An 18,971-nucleotide genomic window follows, 5' to 3' on the forward strand; every position below is an offset into this window, starting at 1 on the left:
ATTACGTTTATTCATCAAGGGTATTTTATGACTTATTGTGCTGCCATTCGTCTAAAAGACGGTATGGTCTTTGCCAGTGACACGCGCACGAATGCCGGTGTTGATCACATATCGACATTCAGAAAGTTGTATCAATACGGCGTTGAAGGCGAGCGCTTTATGGTGCTACAGACAGCTGGTAGCTTAGCGACATCGCAGGCAGTGTTCAATAAACTACAAAGCGACATTGACCAGCGTGCTGAGAGTAACCTTAATACAGTAGCGACGTTGTTTGATGCCGCGCAAATGGTTGGTGAATGTATGCGTGATGTTATGAACCATGCAAAAGCAGTCGCTAACTCTACTCGCGACGGTGCATTTACCAGCTCGTTTATGCTTGGTGGTCAAATCAAAGGACAGCCACCTGAGCTATACCTGATTTATCCTGAAGGCAATTGCATCAAAGCCACTGAAGATACACCGTTTTTTCAGTTGGGTGAAAGCAAATATGGCAAACCTATTTTGGATCGTTCTGTCAGCTATAACACGGATGTAAGACACGCAGCCCGCGCATTAATGCTATCATTTGATTCCACGATTCACTCAAATCTATCAGTCGGTATGCCGATAGATTTTGTACTTTATGACAATGACAGCCTAGCTCTGCCCAACGGCCGACGTATTGATGAGCGTGACGAGTACTTTAACACCATCCGTCATCAATGGTCAGATGCGTTACGTCGCACGTTAGTTGAATTGCCTAAATGTCCTGATGGTTATTGGGGATAAATAGTTCCGTATAAAATCATATTTTCTGCACTAAAAAGCCCTTTGTCTATCACAAAGGGCTTTTTTATTATCAACTAATAATCAGGCAATAAAAAACCGGAATAGCGCTGAATAAACAGCCCTAATCCGGTTTTGCTTTAAAGGCCTTGAATGTCATCATAGCGATGTCACACTCAATTGTTGTGTAATCTACCTCATGACCTGGTACATGGAAGACTCACTGGACTGCACCTAGATAACGGCCCTAGTGCATTAGCTCAATCACGATTGCGTGATTGCGCCAGCGAGCTAATGACACTAGGGCCGTTATCTAGGTATTAGCAGGACTGAAACAGTCTTCCTTGGGTAAAATGTAATGGCTTGACTCGTGGACGACGCAACGTCGCCCCTCACCGTAAACGGTGAAACGCTAAATCTCACAACTCGTTAAGTTTGCCTCATCACAGTTATTATTGTCAATATATAATTGCAAATAAAATCATGCGCGACGCTATATGTCGCAGTCCATATATTTCCTTACAAAAGTCCTTGATATTTTCTGTGAAACGCGCTTTTATAATGCTACAAAATTACGCGCACCGACAAAATAAAAATTAAGGCAAATTTCTATGAGTCTGTCCTTCGCACAAATTCAGCAAGCTTGGCAAGCCCAAGATCCTAGCTTGGTTGATAAGTTATGTTTATTAGCAACACAAGTTGATGATATTCCTGAGTCGCCCATCCCTGAGCATGAGCTTACTTTTGATCGGTTTTTAGATAAGATATTTAGTCATCAATTTCGGGAGCAACATCCCGAAGTACAGTTTGCAGAGCGCGTGGCAATGATTGCCAAATTGGAAGCAGACGAAGGCGTTTACCCTCTCCCAGATCGCTATAAGATCCATATAACACTGACCGCACTGTGGGAAGATGGCAGCGCGTACTCTAGAGCCATCTTAAAACAAGCCATTACGGCTTTGCCAGTCAGCTATGGTGCGTGGAAGGGTTTAAAGCGTATTTATAAGCAAGCTGAATTTTCTCAAGATTATGAGATATTTGGACAAATAGCCGCCAAGATTGATTTACAGCGTTTCAATCAAACCGCCAACTCTGCGGTCAGTCTCGCCACCAAAACCTATATGAGCCTTAGAGCATGGCGTTATCTGCGGCAGTTGGGTCAGCAAATGCCGATTGGCTATATTGATGCTGCCGTCTGTGTACTCGCCAGCTATGACGAAACCATGACGGCAGGTAGCCTTGCACAAACGAACAGCTGGGTACTCAATCACATCTGTTTCCATAACAGCCTTGATTATGGCGTCAATCGATTCAGCAGTCGCTCACCTCGCAAGCTCTTTGATGCCAAAGGTCGCGCGTTCTCTGAGGCGTGGCAACGAGACCCTGAACCACTTATCCAGCTATTGGCTATTGCCAAAAATGAGGCTGTCAGACAGTTCGCAACCGATAGCCTAAAGCACGATTTCAAAACCCAACTACGTGATGTGAGTGGTGAGACGCTACAATATCTATCTGCTGGACAAGCGCACAGTAAAGCGCGTGATGAGATGATTGTTTGGCTATTAGAAAATTCACCGCATTTTGAAAAGTCTAAATTTAAAACATTGGGCTTGCATCAAGTGGTGCTACAACTACTCCATTCACACTATCCTGCCGCCTATCAATATGCGATTGGCTATGCCAAAAGCTACGCTCAGGACTTATCACTCACTGAGCTGATGTTGCTTGCCATGTCAGATTATGAACCTGTTAGAGCATTTGCCATCAATAGTATCCTGAGTCGTGACCCTGTTGCTGATATTGGTGTCAACGGTTGGGGTCAGCTGTTAGATACAGAGCATCACTATCAAACGGCGAGTAAACAACTTAGCAAACACTTTACAAGGCGTGATTTGACCCCTGAGTGGTTTTTTGAACGATTGACTAGCGGTAGAACACACAGCGTAAAATTTGCAATAAAAAAACTGCCTGAGCTTTATAGTGCCAAAGAGCTAGGGACTGAATACTTTATTCGTGTTGCCCAGCAGCTAGACATACCAGAGCAACAAGACTTCTCTGCTTATAACGATAGCGACTGCATGGACTTTGCGTTGGATCAGCTCAGACGTTTGGATTTGAGCCAAGTAAACGCGGCAGTATGGCAAATGCTGCTATTACATCCACTGTCGCAATCCACTATTACCGATTGGTTTGATGAAGATGTACTGTCAGCGGCGACGCTTGATATGAGTTATTGGCATGCACTTGCCTATGAGCCTGACTGGCAGGTAAGTGAATATATTGAACAATTAAAATCTGCTGACACTCTTATTAAAAACTGGCAAAAGCACTTGGCCTTTGATGAGTATTTAGCAGAAAACGTGCGAGATTGGCTGTCTGATGTGCGTCGGTTTGCGCCGATAGATTTAGGTTTCGACTGGCTTATGAATCTTGCGCATAGCGAACAAGCACTCTACCGTGAATTTGCTATTGAGCGCATTAACAAAGGGTTCTTGCCTGCCGACTTTGTCGCATATCTTGACAGTAATGAAGACGCCTCTACTGACAACGCTTCCAGTAATAGCATTGACAATAAAGGTTCTGATAGCAGTGCCGCTACTGAAGTAGATTTAACCGGCCAACGCTATTTATTCACAGGCAAGATGCAAAGTATGACTCGTGGCGAGGCCGAAAAAGTTGTGAAAGCGGCTAATGGTGCCATCAGTGGTGCTGTCAACGGTAAGTTAGATTACTTAGTCATCGGTGATGATGGTTCACCGTTATACGGTAATGGCCGTAAAGGTAGCAAGCAAGTTAAAGCCGAAAGCTTAATCGCTGATGGTGCGCCGCTAAAGATTATTTCCGAAACCGCTTTTTTACAGATGCTAAGCGGTCAATCACGAGAGGTGTCTGAAGACGATACTTTTGCAGGTGCCAATGCACTGTGGCATATGGCAACAGATGATGCTACTGCACCTATCAGTGAGCTTGCGATCAGCTACCTCAGTCATCATCATGAACAGATTTGCATGGCATTGACAGACAGACCAGTCGATCCTGATGCGATTATCCCTTCTTCATTCTTTAATGCGGAGCGCGTCATTCCTTTATTGCAACACCGTAACAGCCAGCTGCGAGACTTTGGCTTATTACTGAGTAAGTATGAGATGGCGACGTGGCAAACAACGCCAGCCCTATGGCTGATGATGGCAGAATCTCCCTATACGGATATCACTCAACTGCTAAAGCGTGCGCTATTGGATAAGCCATCCGTTGCCAATCGACGTTACCACGTTCAGTCAGCACAGTTGAATGCTGGCATGTTGAATGCGTTGATTGAAAGCAAAGCGCGAGTCGCTCGCCAAATCGGTATCACCTTGCTGCAGCGTCATGCTAATTTCCAAGATGTGCAGTCTTTATATCGATTGACCCAAAGTACAGACCATGAAGTACGTTATGCTGCCGTGACCATGCTATGGAAACACTACAAGACGCGTCACGTGTCTCCAAACTGGCAACCAGCCAGTAGCGATAGTAAAGATAAAGATGCTGCACGAGATAAAGACAACAGCGCACAACCAGTCATAACAGAGCAGTCAGATAAACGTTTGGCAAGCTTGCCTGCAGAAGCTGATCAGCTACTAATGCTGCTACGCCGTGGTCTCTTTGAGCTACCACCTGGTCGTCTAGGCGGTTCGCAAGAGCCAAGTACTAGTGACAGTAATAAGCACAAAAATCAACGTTACTCAGATAAAAACTCAGCATCACCACAGTCATCAGATACATCTGAGTCAGATAGCAATATCACACTAAAACCCATATCTGCGAGTCGTGCCAAACTGGCGTTGATTGAGACCTTTCGTGATGTGGCGTTGGCTGACAGCACCTTTGCGGCGCTCATTATGCCCACACTGTTCACCTTTACGCACTCGGCAGGCAAGATGGAGCGTCATGCGTGTTTGGTTGCCGTCACACGGCTATTGCATCGCTATCCTGAGCTATGTAAAAATCTGCAGCCAGTGGCATCGGCTTAACGGCTTTGGCAAACAGATATAGATAAATAGCTACTAGCAAGCTTTTATATTCGAAAAAAATACTCAAAAAAAATATGACGTCACCTCAACTGAGATAACACCATGAAAACAATAACACTCCCCTATTGGGGTCAAATTATTGGCTTAGTCAGTAAGGCCAACAGCACCCAAGCGGCAACTCAAAAGACAACCAAGCAAGATGGGCGCAGTCTTTTTATTACTCGCCAGCAGCGAGCATCTGCTACGGTCTTATACGTCCTTGATCAACAAGGTGAGCAATTCAGCTTATCGACAACAGCGCTGCCTTGTGCGATGCAAGCGATCACCAAAATAGATGACAGCACTATTGTGATGATTGGTGATGATGGTCATCTTTATCAAACGGATTGGCAAGCAAAGAAAGTTAAGAAGACCAGTGCTACATCCTTGTTCGATGCACCTAAAAATAATAACGATGATATAGGCCGTGCCGTAGCAATGGCACAACTACAAGATGCCTTGGCTATCTTATATCCAAAATACATTGTCGTATGGCCTTATCAGGACAGTCAAGCCAGCAGTACTGTCATCGTTGAGCCTTACTCGTCTTCTATAGCAGCATCAAGTAAGGAGTCTGCATTAACAGCGCTAGCAACCTCAAGTGATGGTTCGTGGTTAGTCGTGGCAGATAAAACGGGAGATGTTAGTAGCTATCAATGGACCTCAGATGGTGTCCAGCTCACTCTAAGTAGCCGCAAACAGCTCCACCAAGGTAAAGTGAACGCGCTTTGTTTTGAGCCAGTCGGGCAGCACTTCTTCTCAGCAGGCGCAGATAAGTGCTTATACCGTACTCATGTCCAAGGCGATCTGCACCCTGTTGATAGAGCCAAGTCTAGCCAACACAGCGAAATGATCACGGCGCTTTGTGTCTCAGACACACGGTTGTTCACTGCCGCTGATGACAAGAGTGTTAAATCATGGGCATTTGATAAAGGTCAGCCAAACAGCTGTAAAGAGGATCTAACCAAGGCTCGACAGATCGTCTTATCTTCTTATGCTGAACAACCAACGCTCATCGTCGTCAGTGCCGATCAGAGCTTACGTTTCATACCTATTGACCATACTAAAAGTACGTCACAGAATAGTACGGCACAAAACAGTAAGTTGCTCCCAGTCACTTATATCATCAAAGACGGCTATCAGAGAATCAGCCAGTTACTGACAGATACGTCAAATAATAATGATGTGTCGTTTAAAGAAGGTCTAGCGCTGCTACAGGCGCAAGCAGATAACCAAACGTTAGAGCTGGTTAAAAAATTACTTGCTGATAGCGACACGCTCACGGCTAACCAAGCATTGCAATTGGTACAGTGGGTTGCGACTACTAATCTTGATAAAACTGCACAGGTTTTAGAGCAGCAACTAAGCTCAGCGCACAGTGCAAAAGTACGCCTTGCTGCTTTTCATGCCTTGGCCGACCGCGCAAGTACGGCGAAGCGACCGCTGCATTATCTAGAAGAAGCCTTTAAAAACCGTTACTACGAAGAAGTGGTGGCTTCTGCGTTACAAGGTTACTTAAAGGTTGCGATGAAGGATGCCACTAGTCAGCGCCGCATCTTGCCTATTTTAAGAGAGGCGTTGTCACACAGTTTTGCAAATATTCGTAAGCAAGCATTGGCCTCGCTTGAGACACTATTGCCTGACAACAGCCCTCAAGCAGATTTGATGGCATTAGACTGCAATCAGTCAGACATTGTCCAATCAGGACTGATTCGTCTGTATCAGCGCGGTATGCTAAACCATCTTGAAGTCTCGCGTCAGTTGATGCTGCTACAGAATCATCGTAATACAGAGATTAGGCAAACGGCGTTTTACGTCTCATTGTTGTCTCAGCCTAAGTTGATAGAGGCATTGAAACAGCAAGGTGACACGCAAACATTACGTACCCTGACTGATTTTGATGACTTTCGCTTACTGCGCGGCACGCTACTAGATAATGCTAGCAACGCAGCGGCAAATGATAAGAGTGTTAAACAATCAGAATCCGATGAGGCGATCCGTTTAACCTTATCTACGCAAGATTTTATCTCGCAAGCAGATAGTACCCAAGCATCTAAAAGTAAGGCTAAAACGGCCAAATCCAAGAAGCCTGTTGCTGAATCTATAAAGCTAAGCAATGACACGTTAGAGCCATTATTACAAAGCTTAAGCAATAGTCACGAAGATATCAGTTTCCGAGCGGCTTATACGCTGGCTTGCCTACAAGACAAACGAGCGTTTGGCACCCTGATTAGTCTAATGAGCCATGATGACAGTGCCATCATCCGTGCTGGTGTCGCCACAGCGCTTGGTCATTTAAATATAGAAGACGCCAAAGCAGTCCTACCGACATTACTAGATGATAAGGACGCTGGCGTGCGCCAAGTCGCCATGCAAGCCTATGGCAAATTGGCAGACAATGCATTGTCTTGGGCAGCGACAGGTTTTGCTTCTAAACATCAAGATATTCACGAGCAGTCTTTAGCACTGTTTTTAAAGCATGTTGCAGCAGATAGCTCAAATAGTGGTGACAAAAGCACTCAGATGTCGTCAGAGATGACAGACATACTGCTACAGGCATTGAACAACCCTTTTACCAGTATTCGGTTAGAAGTGGTTAAAGTTCTATTAAACCGCCAATTTAAGCAGTCATCTGACAATATTTCTAAAAATGTTTCTGACAGTGCTATCGTTGACATTATTGAGCTATTGCAGCAAAGCCTTTTTGAAGATGTGCACCAAGTGGCGATAGAAGAATGGCAACGACTGTTGCTAGCGATGAACTCGAAGCATAAAACGAATAAAACTGAAGAAACTGATAGTCAAAAGACCAATCAAGCTGTCCTGACCCTATTCTTTTCAGATACGTTTGCCGCTATTCGCAAACAAGCCTTTGACATCGCACTTAAGCAAAGCAAGCATTTAGGGTTTGCTGACGTCATGTTGAGCGCGCTTGCCAGCCCTTATGCTGATACCAAGCAACTGGCCCTTACGACAGTGCAAGCCAGAGCGAATACGACTCAGCTGACACAGTTGATGCCAGCTATCGTGGCTATGTTCGCTGATGACAGTATTGAGCTACGTAAACAAGCTTTGACGGTCGCTTTGGCGCTGACAGACTTACAGCCTACTATTTTAGCGGATTACAGTAGCCTAGATGATAGTAGCACCGATGATCAACCGAATCATCACGAAGCATTGATTACCGCGGCCCTCAACAGTCCTTATCCTGATATTCAGCTAATAGTCGCTCAACTGCTGGCCAGCCAATCACGCTTATACACTGACGAAGAACAGGCAAAGCGAAGTGATGAGCAAGCGTACCAAGTCTTTAAGCATTACTTAGATCTACCAATACCCTCTCAGGACAAAAAAAGTGAAACATATACTCAGTGGTACAGTCATGTAGGCCAAGCACTGTCTGGCTTGTCTAAACTGGCATACCCATCAAAGTATGATGCACTATGTTGGTATGCTAAATATCTACACCACCCTGATGCTGATTTTAAACCTCTTGCACCAAAGATTACGCAGATAGTTTCTTTTGAGGACATTGATCTACTGGTGAAATGGCAAAAAGATGAGCGCGACATTATCAATCAATCAGCCAGTTTGTGTTTGGCTATTTTGGGTGACGCTCGCGGGCAGTACTTCCTTACTCATGATATGGGAGACGAAACAAACAATTTGAGTACGCTTGTTGCACCGATGACGCCTACGCATTGGCTACAAGCGCAGCACGGTTTAGGTATTACACATGCACGGCAATTACAGCCTTTGTTTGAGTCAGAGTCCTATGCAGTAGCAGGCAGACTGTTATTGATATTTAATGACTTACAGAATGGCTTGCAAGCTACTAAAACAGACGCCACTAGCACTGGTCGACCTAACCAGCTGATTGAAGCGTTAAGCTTTGCCGATAATGACACGGCAGTAGTCTACGCCAATATACTCGCTCGTTATCCTACTGACGTACAACAACCTAATAACCAACAAGCCCTATCGTCAACGTGGCAGTACCTAAATGATTACTTGTCACGTCAATTAGGCAGTATTTTATCGTCTCACTCTGAAGTCATCACGATGATGATGGATGCTATACCAAACGCGGCAGATAAAGGTGGTGTTAAAGGACAGTCGAATAATACGGCCTCTATCCGAGCAAGTATTCTAACGACGGTGAGTACCGAAAACTTACAACAGCTCGCCAACCTCAGTCGCCATCAGCAGCCATTGGTACGCGCCCAAACCATTAGTGTCATTTGCCACTTATCTGAATTACTCGCTCATGATTATTATGACGATGAGGACGATGTTTTTGAGACATTACAAAAATGGCAACGCAGTTTGCAGGCATTGTTAAGTACTCACCCCGCTACAGCCACCATTAATATGGTAGGCAATGCGCAAACAGTAGGTAGCTCTCCTACTGACAAACAAGACAGTTCTGAGGTGCATTATCCATACCAGTCTCTTGCCTTTGGCGCTTGGATTGGCGTCATACGCGCAGGCGATGATTATTATGCTAATAGCAGCACCACAGACCAAGCCATTCGAGGGCTGATGTGGCTTGCTACTCAATCATCGCAGCTTAACACTAATAACGATGAGGACTGGCGAGACAGTACCAGTCGCGTGTTGTTACCATTACTCAACCACAGTAGTTTTGACACTCGTGAGCTGGCTTGGGCATGCTTGTATAAGCTGGACATGCCAGCCAAAAAGCTGGCTGACTATGCCATGAGTACGCCCTACCGTGATATGGTCAAACGCGGCTTGGATCTATTGCTAGATACCGCAAATAACAATGCCGTACAGCAGCAAAGCAAACCATCGGATACAGCTACTGTCAGTAGTAGCGCTGATCAACAACTCATTGATTTATTAAAAACCAATAATCACACCTTAGCAGAAGAGGCCTATCAGCTGTTAAAGGGCCGACTAGGCCATCTGCCAGCCAGCTTACTTGGGCTACAGTCTTATTGTCAGTCGCTACTGCCTCAGATCGTTGCTGAATGGAAACAAGTCATCGTCACGCCCTTTGCAAACAGTCAATCGCCGTCAGTGCAACGCCAAGACAAACTGACGTTTTTGTTGCATGCTGTGAAGAGTGATGATTGGGATGCAAAATATCAAGCACTGAGTCAACTGGTCGAGTTTCATGACGTACTCTTTGCGGACAACACGCTATTTGATAGCTTATTTGATTTTGCTGAAGATGCTCAGGCCAGTAATGAGAAATACCGTAGCTGGAACTTACTTGTTGAGGCACTCACGTCGTACCAATTCATCAATAAGAACACTTTAGAGGGTCATTTAAAGAATGGTTTGGAGAGCAGCTTTGATATTGCGACTGCTGAACAAGTTGCTAATGAAGCGCACTTACGATTATTAGCCTTACTTGACGATCCCCATATCAACAAACCTAAGCAGTTTATTTATGGTGATATCGCTGACCTGCGTAATACGCATCTGGTCGCACCATTACTACAGCGTTTAGAGAATCTGTTTGACCACACGCCGCAAAAAAACAAAGAAGAGCGTAAATATTTATTTGATACCTTAGTAAAAATCAGTGGTTACGATCAAAACATCGATGACTACCTAGATGAGCGTGAAGACACCCGTTGGTTACAACGTCAGCACCCTAGAAACTCGCAAGTCTTGTTGTCACTGTTTACCACGCTTATGAGTCATAGTGACTATGCGCTTGCCGCTCTGCTATTGCCGTCACTTGCATGGGTGCAATCGGATGACAGTGATTTGTCCTCGCGCATTGATAGTGCTTTAGCGCTAGCCTACGAGCAGATGCCAGCTAACCATACCTTTAAATTGGTTGAAGCACTGGCATATCGAGCTAAAAGACGGCACGGCAGCATTGCTTCATTACAAAATGCCCTACGCAATAAAGACGCCGATGTGCAATTTGCCGCGGCTGAAGGACTCGCTAAATGCGGTCATGCTGATGGGGTCAATATCTTGATGGCCACGATCGATTATAACCCTGATGCTGAGTTCCGCAGCTGCAGTGTGTTAGCCATTGGCGAGCTACTAGGCAGCAGTGACCATCAAAACCAAAATCAAAATGCTGACTCGCCTAATGCTAGCTCACCTGCGGACAATGCCGATAAAAACTTACAGGTTCATACCTTATACAAAGCCTATGATAAGTTAATCAAACTGGCCGAGGACGACGAGCACTACTTACAAGACGTGGCCAGTGAAGCCTTAGGTCGCCTTGCACAAGGTGGTGACTTTGAGCATAGTTCGCATATTTTTGAGCTATTAAAATCGCACTTGTCAGACCCCGCAGTCCATTTCACCAATCCCGCCATTGTCCATTGGTTAAATGGACTGCGCTGGCTCAACACAACGCCTGCTTGGGAACAAATCCGCAGCTATATCCGCACTCATATCGATAAAGCCATATTCTTCCGTCCACAAAGGCATGCGGTATGGCTACTGCAGATGAATGGTAACGATGCCAATAAAGCATTAATTTTAGATATTTTAAAAACGAGCAACCTAGATCGTGCTGTGCTCATGGTAGCTTATACTGCGGCACAGAAAACCTGGGGTAGTCTCGCGTCGCAGATTTATCCTTATGATTGGGCAGCCATCCAAAGCCATAATGATGACTTTGTAGAAGAGACGGAGCGCTTGAGCCTAAAGCGTATTATTGATAATAGCAGCATCGATGAGCTGGCAACATTCATCACGCAGCATGGTGAGCACTTGCCAGCCGATACCCTGATGGCACTGCAAAATGCCATTATGGCCAAGCAAGATATGCCAACATCACAGCTTACCGCGTTAATTACCAGTAGTAATCCCCTGACACAGCATATTGGACTGTGTTATCTGACCCAATATCCAACTAACTATTTAGACAAAGAAATGGTTGCGACGTTGCAGCAGCGTTTTGACACTGCAAGCGAGCAATGGCACACGCTTATCGACACCATCAACCGCAGCCCAACGACCATCAATAATAGTCAGTGGATTGGCATGGTTGAGCAAGTGGGTACCACCATCAGACAACTGGTGTGGCTAATCATGCGTCATATATCCATTACAACTGCCAAAGGTGCTGTCGATAAAGCGGCTACTAAGCAAATCGAGGCAATGCTTGATTGGCTCAATGATTCTCGTCAACCATTGACCATCACTTCTATTCCACTGCTTTCTACGACTGTTAGTGGTTGGTGGCAGCAAGCGCTATTGGCACTACTGGCCAGACCAGTCGCTGAAGATAAGGTGTTATCAAATATAGTGCCAACATTGAGCAGCGTATCAACTACGGTTCAACCGCCGCTCACTTATGATAACCAAACCTTACTATCAACGCTACTAACTCGTATTGAACAAAGCGGTACATCTACCCAAAAATCCATAATAACGGTAGTAAAGAATGCGCTGAAGCATAAGGGCTCGTCTACCGAGATACCAATCAATCAACAGCTGCTACAATGGATCAGAGCAAAAGACGCTGATGCACTTTATTATTGTGCAAGTAATGACAACATGGAGATGACGGTTCGTATCCGTGCTATCGAAGCGCTTGGGCAGCTATATAACCCAAATATTGAACAATGGCTGACGACGCTCATGACACATGAAAACTCAGACATTCAGAAGCTTGCTTATAAAGTACTACGCCGCTGGCAACGTGCCATGATACGAGCACAGCAAAAGCGTCCGTTGGCATATAGTCAGGACAGCAGTCAAAAAAGCAATCAGGGTGAAGGAGACAGTCAATGACTATAGACAATCAATTAGACCAAGCATCAGAAACAGAGTCAGAAATAGTAGCAAACACTGATGGCCTGATGATGCAGTTAGACTACGCCGCACCTAGCCAAATCAGTCAAGTTAACGAATCGTCAGACTCACTGTCGGAGGCGCAAACAAGCGAACACACTCAGCATGTGGCACTATTTGCTCAGCTGAATCGATCGGAGGTTAACTTCCACGGTAAGGTCAAGTCTCCCCTTGTCTTTCGTGACAGTTTGCTAGCCCTATTTGATGTGGTCAGTAGTGATTATCGCTATGTGCCAAAAGACCGCTCAGCGTACACGGTATTTATGCAGATGCGCCGTGCCAGCAGCAATAAAAACCTATTTACTGCGCAGCGTGATTATTTCACGTGGTTGTTCGACAATGACCCACTGGCTTTTTGTATTTTGGACCCGATTATTCAGGTGCATGAGCAAGGTGTTAGCTTTGAGGTATTTAGCCGTGATGAAGGCTGCTATGCTCAATTGACATTGACCAATGAGATTTTTGAGCAAAATGCCGAAGCTACCCTTGGCACCACCAGTATTGATTACAGTGCGGCTTTGTTTAACGGTATTGAGAAAATACGAGATCATCAACAAACGATATTAGACATTGGTCATGAAGCGGTCGGCTTACAATTACTCGAAACCATGCCAGAGACCGCTGAAGCAGATACTGATAGTACAGTAACTACGCCCACCGTAAAAAAACAGATCATAGAAAAGCGCATCAATGTGCCCAAAAGCTGGATCAGAGCACTGCTGCAAGTACAGTCTGCAGGTCAATTGCCACAAGACACCATCCATCTTGATCCAATCGCACTGTACAACGTGCTGTTTGAGCTGCGTATGCATGCTGACATTAAAGGCAAACGCCGTGGATTATTGATTGAGCTTAGACCTCAGCAGCTGCCAGTGATTATATTAGAGCCTTTTGATATTACTGTCACCAGCCAAGTTAGCCAACAGCAAAAACCCTATCAAGGTCAACAAGCAAAGCTCATTCGCTTATGGGGTCGCCGTCGTCTCAGCCTATTAAAACGTCTGTTGCCGCATACTGACAGCGTTTCGGTATCGCTACTGGGTCAAGGCATGCCAAGCTATTGGACACTAAAAGGCAAAGGCTTTCATTTTACCTTTGCTATGACAGGCTTTAGCCAAGCCAACTGGTCACAGTCATTAAACTTTGACTTGTTACTGCCAAAGCGCCCACTGCAAAATACATTAGCTGCTATTGAAGGGTTATCAGACAGTAGTAAAGCAACCTTAGATGATAGTAATAATGATAATAACGATGAGCATAATGGCTTGTCTGTATTAATTAAGACACTGGAAAATACCCCTAGTACGCTAGAAGATTTGGTAAAGTCGCTATCAGCAGATGCTTCATTAACGTCTGTGCCTGTTTCTCACTCACAAGTACAGCAGTGGTTACTGTCAGGTACTCAGCAAGGCTTAATTCGCTATGAGATGGCGACGCAGCTGTATCACTACAGACCTTTGAGCCAAGTGCCGCTTGATATGGCACAGTTCGCTTATCACCACGAAGCAGAAAAGCAGGCTTTTGATTTGATTAGCCGTACGGATGCCGTGCAGAAATTTTCCGTCGAGACTGTCGCTGTCAAAGGTATTACCATTCGTGCAGATATTCATGTCGAAGAAGACAGACGAACCTATTACAGCCAGCTGCAATTAGGCGATGAAGGGCTAGTCACCAAGGCAGAATGTAGCTGTCCGCAGTACTTGCAGCACCGACTCACACAAGGCGTGTGCGCGCATCTTATTGCATTACGTCTGAGTTATAACAATTACGACAGTAACACTGCCAAAAATGACAGCTGGCATGACACCCGTATATTGAGTCAGCGTGTTCCTGTTCGTCACCCTATTAGCCACTCTATTCGCCATTCCACTAAAGTTGCCACTCAGTATAAAAACGAGGCAATCATAGCACCTTCAGATCTGGTGATGGACTTATCTGCGTTGTCACAGCTAGCAAAACCATCATTAGATAATAAGACAGACAATATAAAAGAGAGTATCAAAGACAAAGTGATTGCTACAACAGACGAGACTTGTATTACTTATATCTATCTGACCATCGCACATAAAAAAATAACGATCGAGCAGACCACGGGTGATGACAGTACACATCAGCATTTCGTGTTTAACCAACCTGCTCAAGCCAAAGCCGCATTTTTACAACATATTGCCAGATTTGAAGCCAAAGGCTTTATCGAAAACCAAGGGATGTAAGGTATGACCACACACACAGCCAACAATAACGATTACATCAGCCCTGAGCCAGCACCCACTCCTTTTGAGCGTCAGTGGCAGCAACTATGGCAAGATATTGAGCTGGCGGGCGGACGTTACCAATATGTTCAGCAGCAGCTAGTAAGTCAAGGCTTTATGGTCGATCGTCAACCTGTCGACAATATGAGCCCGAAAGAACGGGATCGCTATAAAAAAGCTTTGAAAAAAGAGGCGGCTGAAGAAAAAAGTCTCAAAAAAGCTGCTTGGCAAGCATACAAAGCGCATCACATGGTTTATCTTGGTCGTCATATATATTGGACGGACGATACCAGTATCGATAAGTGGGACGTAAAAGACGCGGCCAATCGGCTGATTGAAAACAAACTGCCATTGCTGCATAAACATAATGAGTTAGCAGAAGCGGTTAACCTTTCCATTCCGCAGTTAAAAGGATTGTGCTATCAAAGAGAAGTTGCCACCAATCTGTCTTATTCGCATTTTACTATTGCCAAACGCAATGGGACAGCACGTCAAATATGGTCGCCGATACCACGTTTGAAGTTTGTACAACGCTGGATTTTGCATAATATTTTGAATAACTTAACGACGCATGGTGCCGCCCATGGCTTTGTACGCGGAAAATCCATCGTGACCAACGCGGCAGTACATAGCAATAGTGAGCTCCTTATTAAGCTTGATGTCAAAGATTTCTTTCCTAGCGTGAGCTGGCGCCGTGTCAAAGGGGTCTTTCGTCATGCTGGCTACCCAGAGCAAATTTCGACATTACTGGCATTACTCTGTACGGAGTCCCCTAGGCAAGTGGTACAGCAAGATGGCGTTACCTACTATGTGGCATTAGGTGATAGAGCCTTGCCACAAGGCGCGCCTACCAGCCCTGCATTAACGAACATTGTTTGCTTAAATCTGGACCGCCGCTTGACAGGGTTAGCAGAAAAATTGGGGCTACGTTATAGTCGTTACGCCGACGACTTGACCTTTAGTGTTCCTGCTATTGAAGACGTCAAACCCAAATCGAAGGCTAAAACAACGATTAAAGCCACGACCAGCACCGCAAAGAAACAAGCCGATGCGCAGCACAACAGGCTAATCGGACAACTGCTCGGCTCAGTCCATAAGATATTACGCGAAGAAGGTTTTGCATTGAATAATGATAAGACACATGTGATTCGTAAAGGCAATCAGCATAACGTTACTGGCATGGTGGTCAATGGACAAGGCGTACCCAGGGTATCTCGTCAAATCAAAAAAATGTTGCGGGCGGCGGTACATAATTTAGAGGCAGGCGGGCAATTGCGTGCTGATGAGACTTTAAATACGTTGTCAGGATATGCCGCTTGGATAGCCTCGGCAGAGCCAGAGTTGGGACATAGTTATCTAGATAGAATTGAGCGTTTGCAAGTACAGCAAGAGACACCTGCATAGATATTTCTTTATATTTATAAAAAATGAGTATTAGAAAATCCTATTTCTAATACTCATTCAAGTAAAGCATGTTAGCTCGGAACTATATTTTAATTAAATCGATAAGAACGCTGCAGTACGACTGTCTTTTGATTGGGCAACGTCATATGGCGTACCTTGTGCGACAATAATCCCACCCGCATCGCCCGCCCCTGGCCCAATATCTATAATCCAGTCACTATTGCTCGCCACCTGCATATCATGTTCAACCATGATGACGGTATTGCCCGCATCGACAAGACCGTTCAGCTGCGTCATAAGCATAGACACGTCAGCAGGGTGTAGGCCAGTGGTTGGTTCATCCAATATGTATAGTGTGTCGCCTCGCTGCGTGCGTTGCAGCTCGGTGGCAAGTTTAATACGCTGTGCTTCGCCACCTGATAATTCAGTGGCAGGCTGACCCAAACGTAAGTAACCAAGTCCAACTTGTAGCAACGCTTCTAATGCACGCAAAATAGGCGCTTCATCGACGAAAAATTCATGGGCTGCTTCAACCGTTAAGTTTAATACTTCAGCGATGTTTTTGTCTCGATAAGTGATTGCCAGCGTTTCCTCGTCATAGCGTTGCCCATGACATACCTGACAAGGCGCGTAGACGCTTGGTAGAAACAACAGCTCAACACTGACAAACCCTAACCCTTCACAATTTGGGCAGCGGCCTTTGGTCGTGTTAAATGAGAACCTGCCAGCATCATAGCCATGAGATTTTGCTTGCTTAGTCGCCGCAAAAATCTTCCGCACATCATCAAACAGACCCGTATAGGTTGCCAAGTTAGAGCGCGGTGTACGACCAATTGCTTTTTGATTAATATTAATGAGACGTCGGACATGCTCCATGCCAGCGACGATTTCACCGCCAGTTACTGACTCAAGCTCCTGCTCAAGTAAGTCCGCCTCACCGACAGGCGATTCTGTGACTGTTTTTTGCCCCAAGGCTTCATTGATAAGCTCTACCAACGCTTGACTGACGAGACTTGATTTGCCTGAGCCCGAGACCCCTGTGACACTGGTCATTACCCCAAGCGGAAACTCAACGTCTAATCCTGTTATGTTATTTCGCTCAATATTGGCAAGCTTAAGCCAGGCTGCTGGCTGCCTTGTATTAGATTTTGACTGTGCGTTAGATGTCGCATCGGCAAAGAGATATTGACCAGTATGCGACTGTTCAATCTCACGAAGTCCATCTATAGGGCCACTATAGACAATCTCGCCACCATGCGTGCCTGCCTTTGGCCCGACATCGACTACCCAATCAGCATGTCTGATGACACTAACATCATGCTCAACAACAAATACTGAATTCCCAGCTGCGATTAGCTCATCCAATGCACCTAGTAATGCTTGAGTATCAGCGGGATGCAGACCTGCTGATGGCTCATCAAGAACATACACCACGCCAAACAGCTGCGAGCGAATTTGAGTGGCCAAACGCAGTCGCTGTAATTCACCAGGAGAGAGTGTCGGTGTGGTACGTTCAAGCGAGAGATATCCTAACCCTAACCTTGTCAGCGCTTCAACACGAGAGAGAATATCACTGGCGATACGTTGGGCAACGATGGCTTTTTCGCGGTTTGGCGTGTCATCAGTTACCTTAGTCCGCGCTGTTTTTTCCAGTTTTTCCGCCATTTCAGTCAGTGTTAGCTGTGATAGCTCTCCGATATCGAGTCCTGCAAACTTAACCGATAGCGATTCTTTCTTTAGTTTTTTACCATGACATTCTGGACACTCAGATATCTGCATAAACTGCGAGACGCGTTTTTTAGTACGCGGGCTCTGAGTGGTAGCAAAAGAGTGCAAAATGAAGTTTTTGGCACTGGTAAAAGTACCCATATAGTTTGGCTTTTCGCCTTTTTCTATCGCATCGCGCGTTTGCTCAATGTTGTATTCAGGATAGACAGGTACTGTTGGCGTATCATCTGTAAACAAAATCCAGTCGCGTGTTTTTTTAGGTAGTGTGTGCCATGGTTTATCAATATCATAGCCCAATGTGGTCAATATACGACTGAGGTTTTGACCTTGCCACGCTGGTGGCCACGCTGCAATCGCACGCTCACGGATGGTCTTGGTATTGTCTGGCACCAGCAACTCTTCAGTGACCTCAAATACGCGGCCAATACCTGAACAAGTTGGGCAAGCACCATCTGGCGTATTGGGAGAGAATGCATCGGCATATAGTATTCCTTGATCTGCCGGATATTCTCCTGCTCGTGAGTACAGCATGCGCAGGCCATTGGATATCGTCGTAACGCTACCCACAGACGAGCGCACTGAAGGCGTACCTCGCTTCTGCTGTAAAGCGACTGCTGGTGGTAACCCTTCTATAGAATCAACGTCTGGCTCATCGACCTGATCAATGAGTCGTCTGGCATAAGGCGATACAGAATCAAGATAACGGCGTTGTGACTCGGCAAATAGTGTACCGAATGCTAATGACGACTTGCCTGAGCCTGAGATACCAGTAAAGACCACCAAGGCATTACGAGGTAAGTCAACATCAACGTTCTTCAAATTGTGTACGCGCGCACCTCTGACCTGAATATTATCTTGGTCAGGGTTATAAAGGGTATTTCTCACTGTGCTTGTTTTACTTGTTTTTTCTTCTAATTTTTCTGAATTTGCCATAGCGTTATTGTTCCTATCGAATCGTTGTTTATTCCTA

The 18,971-nt window shown here is 45.4% G+C and carries 6 protein-coding genes; 5 read left to right on the forward strand and 1 reads right to left on the reverse strand.

Translation table 11 applies throughout. The annotated features are described in order from the left end of the window. Window positions 1-27 precede the first annotated feature (27 nt). The 5 genes from QO187_RS02710 to QO187_RS02730 all read left to right on the forward strand — a co-directional run bounded on the left by QO187_RS02710 (window position 28) and on the right by QO187_RS02730 (window position 16,273). On the forward strand, window positions 28-768 hold the full coding sequence (locus tag QO187_RS02710; protein ID WP_160021730.1) for a peptidase: 741 nt from the start codon (window positions 28-30) through the stop codon (window positions 766-768). Between the two features lie 608 nt (window positions 769-1,376). Beyond that, window positions 1,377-4,778, forward strand: a complete 3,402-nt coding sequence (locus QO187_RS02715; RefSeq protein WP_102093589.1) for a BRCT domain-containing protein — start codon at window positions 1,377-1,379, stop codon at window positions 4,776-4,778. A gap of 102 nt (window positions 4,779-4,880) precedes the next feature. Next, window positions 4,881-12,557 carry a HEAT repeat domain-containing protein gene (locus QO187_RS02720; protein WP_371547069.1) on the forward strand — a complete coding sequence of 2,559 codons (7,677 nt, stop codon included), beginning with the start codon at window positions 4,881-4,883 and terminating at the stop codon, window positions 12,555-12,557. Continuing rightward, on the forward strand, window positions 12,554-14,830 hold the full coding sequence (locus tag QO187_RS02725; protein WP_102093587.1) for a hypothetical protein: 2,277 nt from the start codon (window positions 12,554-12,556) through the stop codon (window positions 14,828-14,830). The genes QO187_RS02720 and QO187_RS02725 overlap by 4 nt, the downstream gene beginning before the upstream one ends. Window positions 14,831-14,833: 3 nt before the next feature. Continuing rightward, window positions 14,834-16,273 (forward strand): reverse transcriptase family protein, encoded by a 1,440-nt coding sequence (locus tag QO187_RS02730; RefSeq protein WP_102093585.1) that lies wholly within the window; start codon window positions 14,834-14,836, stop codon window positions 16,271-16,273. Window positions 16,274-16,366: 93 nt separating this feature from the next. On the opposite strand, the gene uvrA is transcribed toward QO187_RS02730, so the two are convergent. Beyond that, complete coding sequence (uvrA, locus tag QO187_RS02735) at window positions 16,367-18,934, reverse strand: excinuclease ABC subunit UvrA (protein WP_102093583.1); 2,568 nt, start codon at window positions 18,932-18,934, stop codon at window positions 16,367-16,369. Window positions 18,935-18,971: the final 37 nt, after the last annotated feature.

It is taken from the genome of Psychrobacter sp. Arc9, assembly GCF_041431295.1.
GTDB lineage: Bacteria > Pseudomonadota > Gammaproteobacteria > Pseudomonadales > Moraxellaceae > Psychrobacter.

Bases quoted from the DNA above. Each gene is read 5' to 3' on its own strand.
- QO187_RS02710 (WP_160021730.1), top strand. From the start codon at position 28: ATGACTTATTGTGCTGCCATTCGTCTAAAAGACGGTATGGTCTTTGCC.
- QO187_RS02715 (WP_102093589.1), top strand. From the start codon at position 1,377: ATGAGTCTGTCCTTCGCACAAATTCAGCAAGCTTGGCAAGCCCAAGAT.
- QO187_RS02730 (WP_102093585.1), top strand. From the start codon at position 14,834: ATGACCACACACACAGCCAACAATAACGATTACATCAGCCCTGAGCCA.
- uvrA (WP_102093583.1), bottom strand. From the start codon at position 18,934: ATGGCAAATTCAGAAAAATTAGAAGAAAAAACAAGTAAAACAAGCACA.
- QO187_RS02725 (WP_102093587.1), top strand. From the start codon at position 12,554: ATGACTATAGACAATCAATTAGACCAAGCATCAGAAACAGAGTCAGAA.
- QO187_RS02720 (WP_371547069.1), top strand. From the start codon at position 4,881: ATGAAAACAATAACACTCCCCTATTGGGGTCAAATTATTGGCTTAGTC.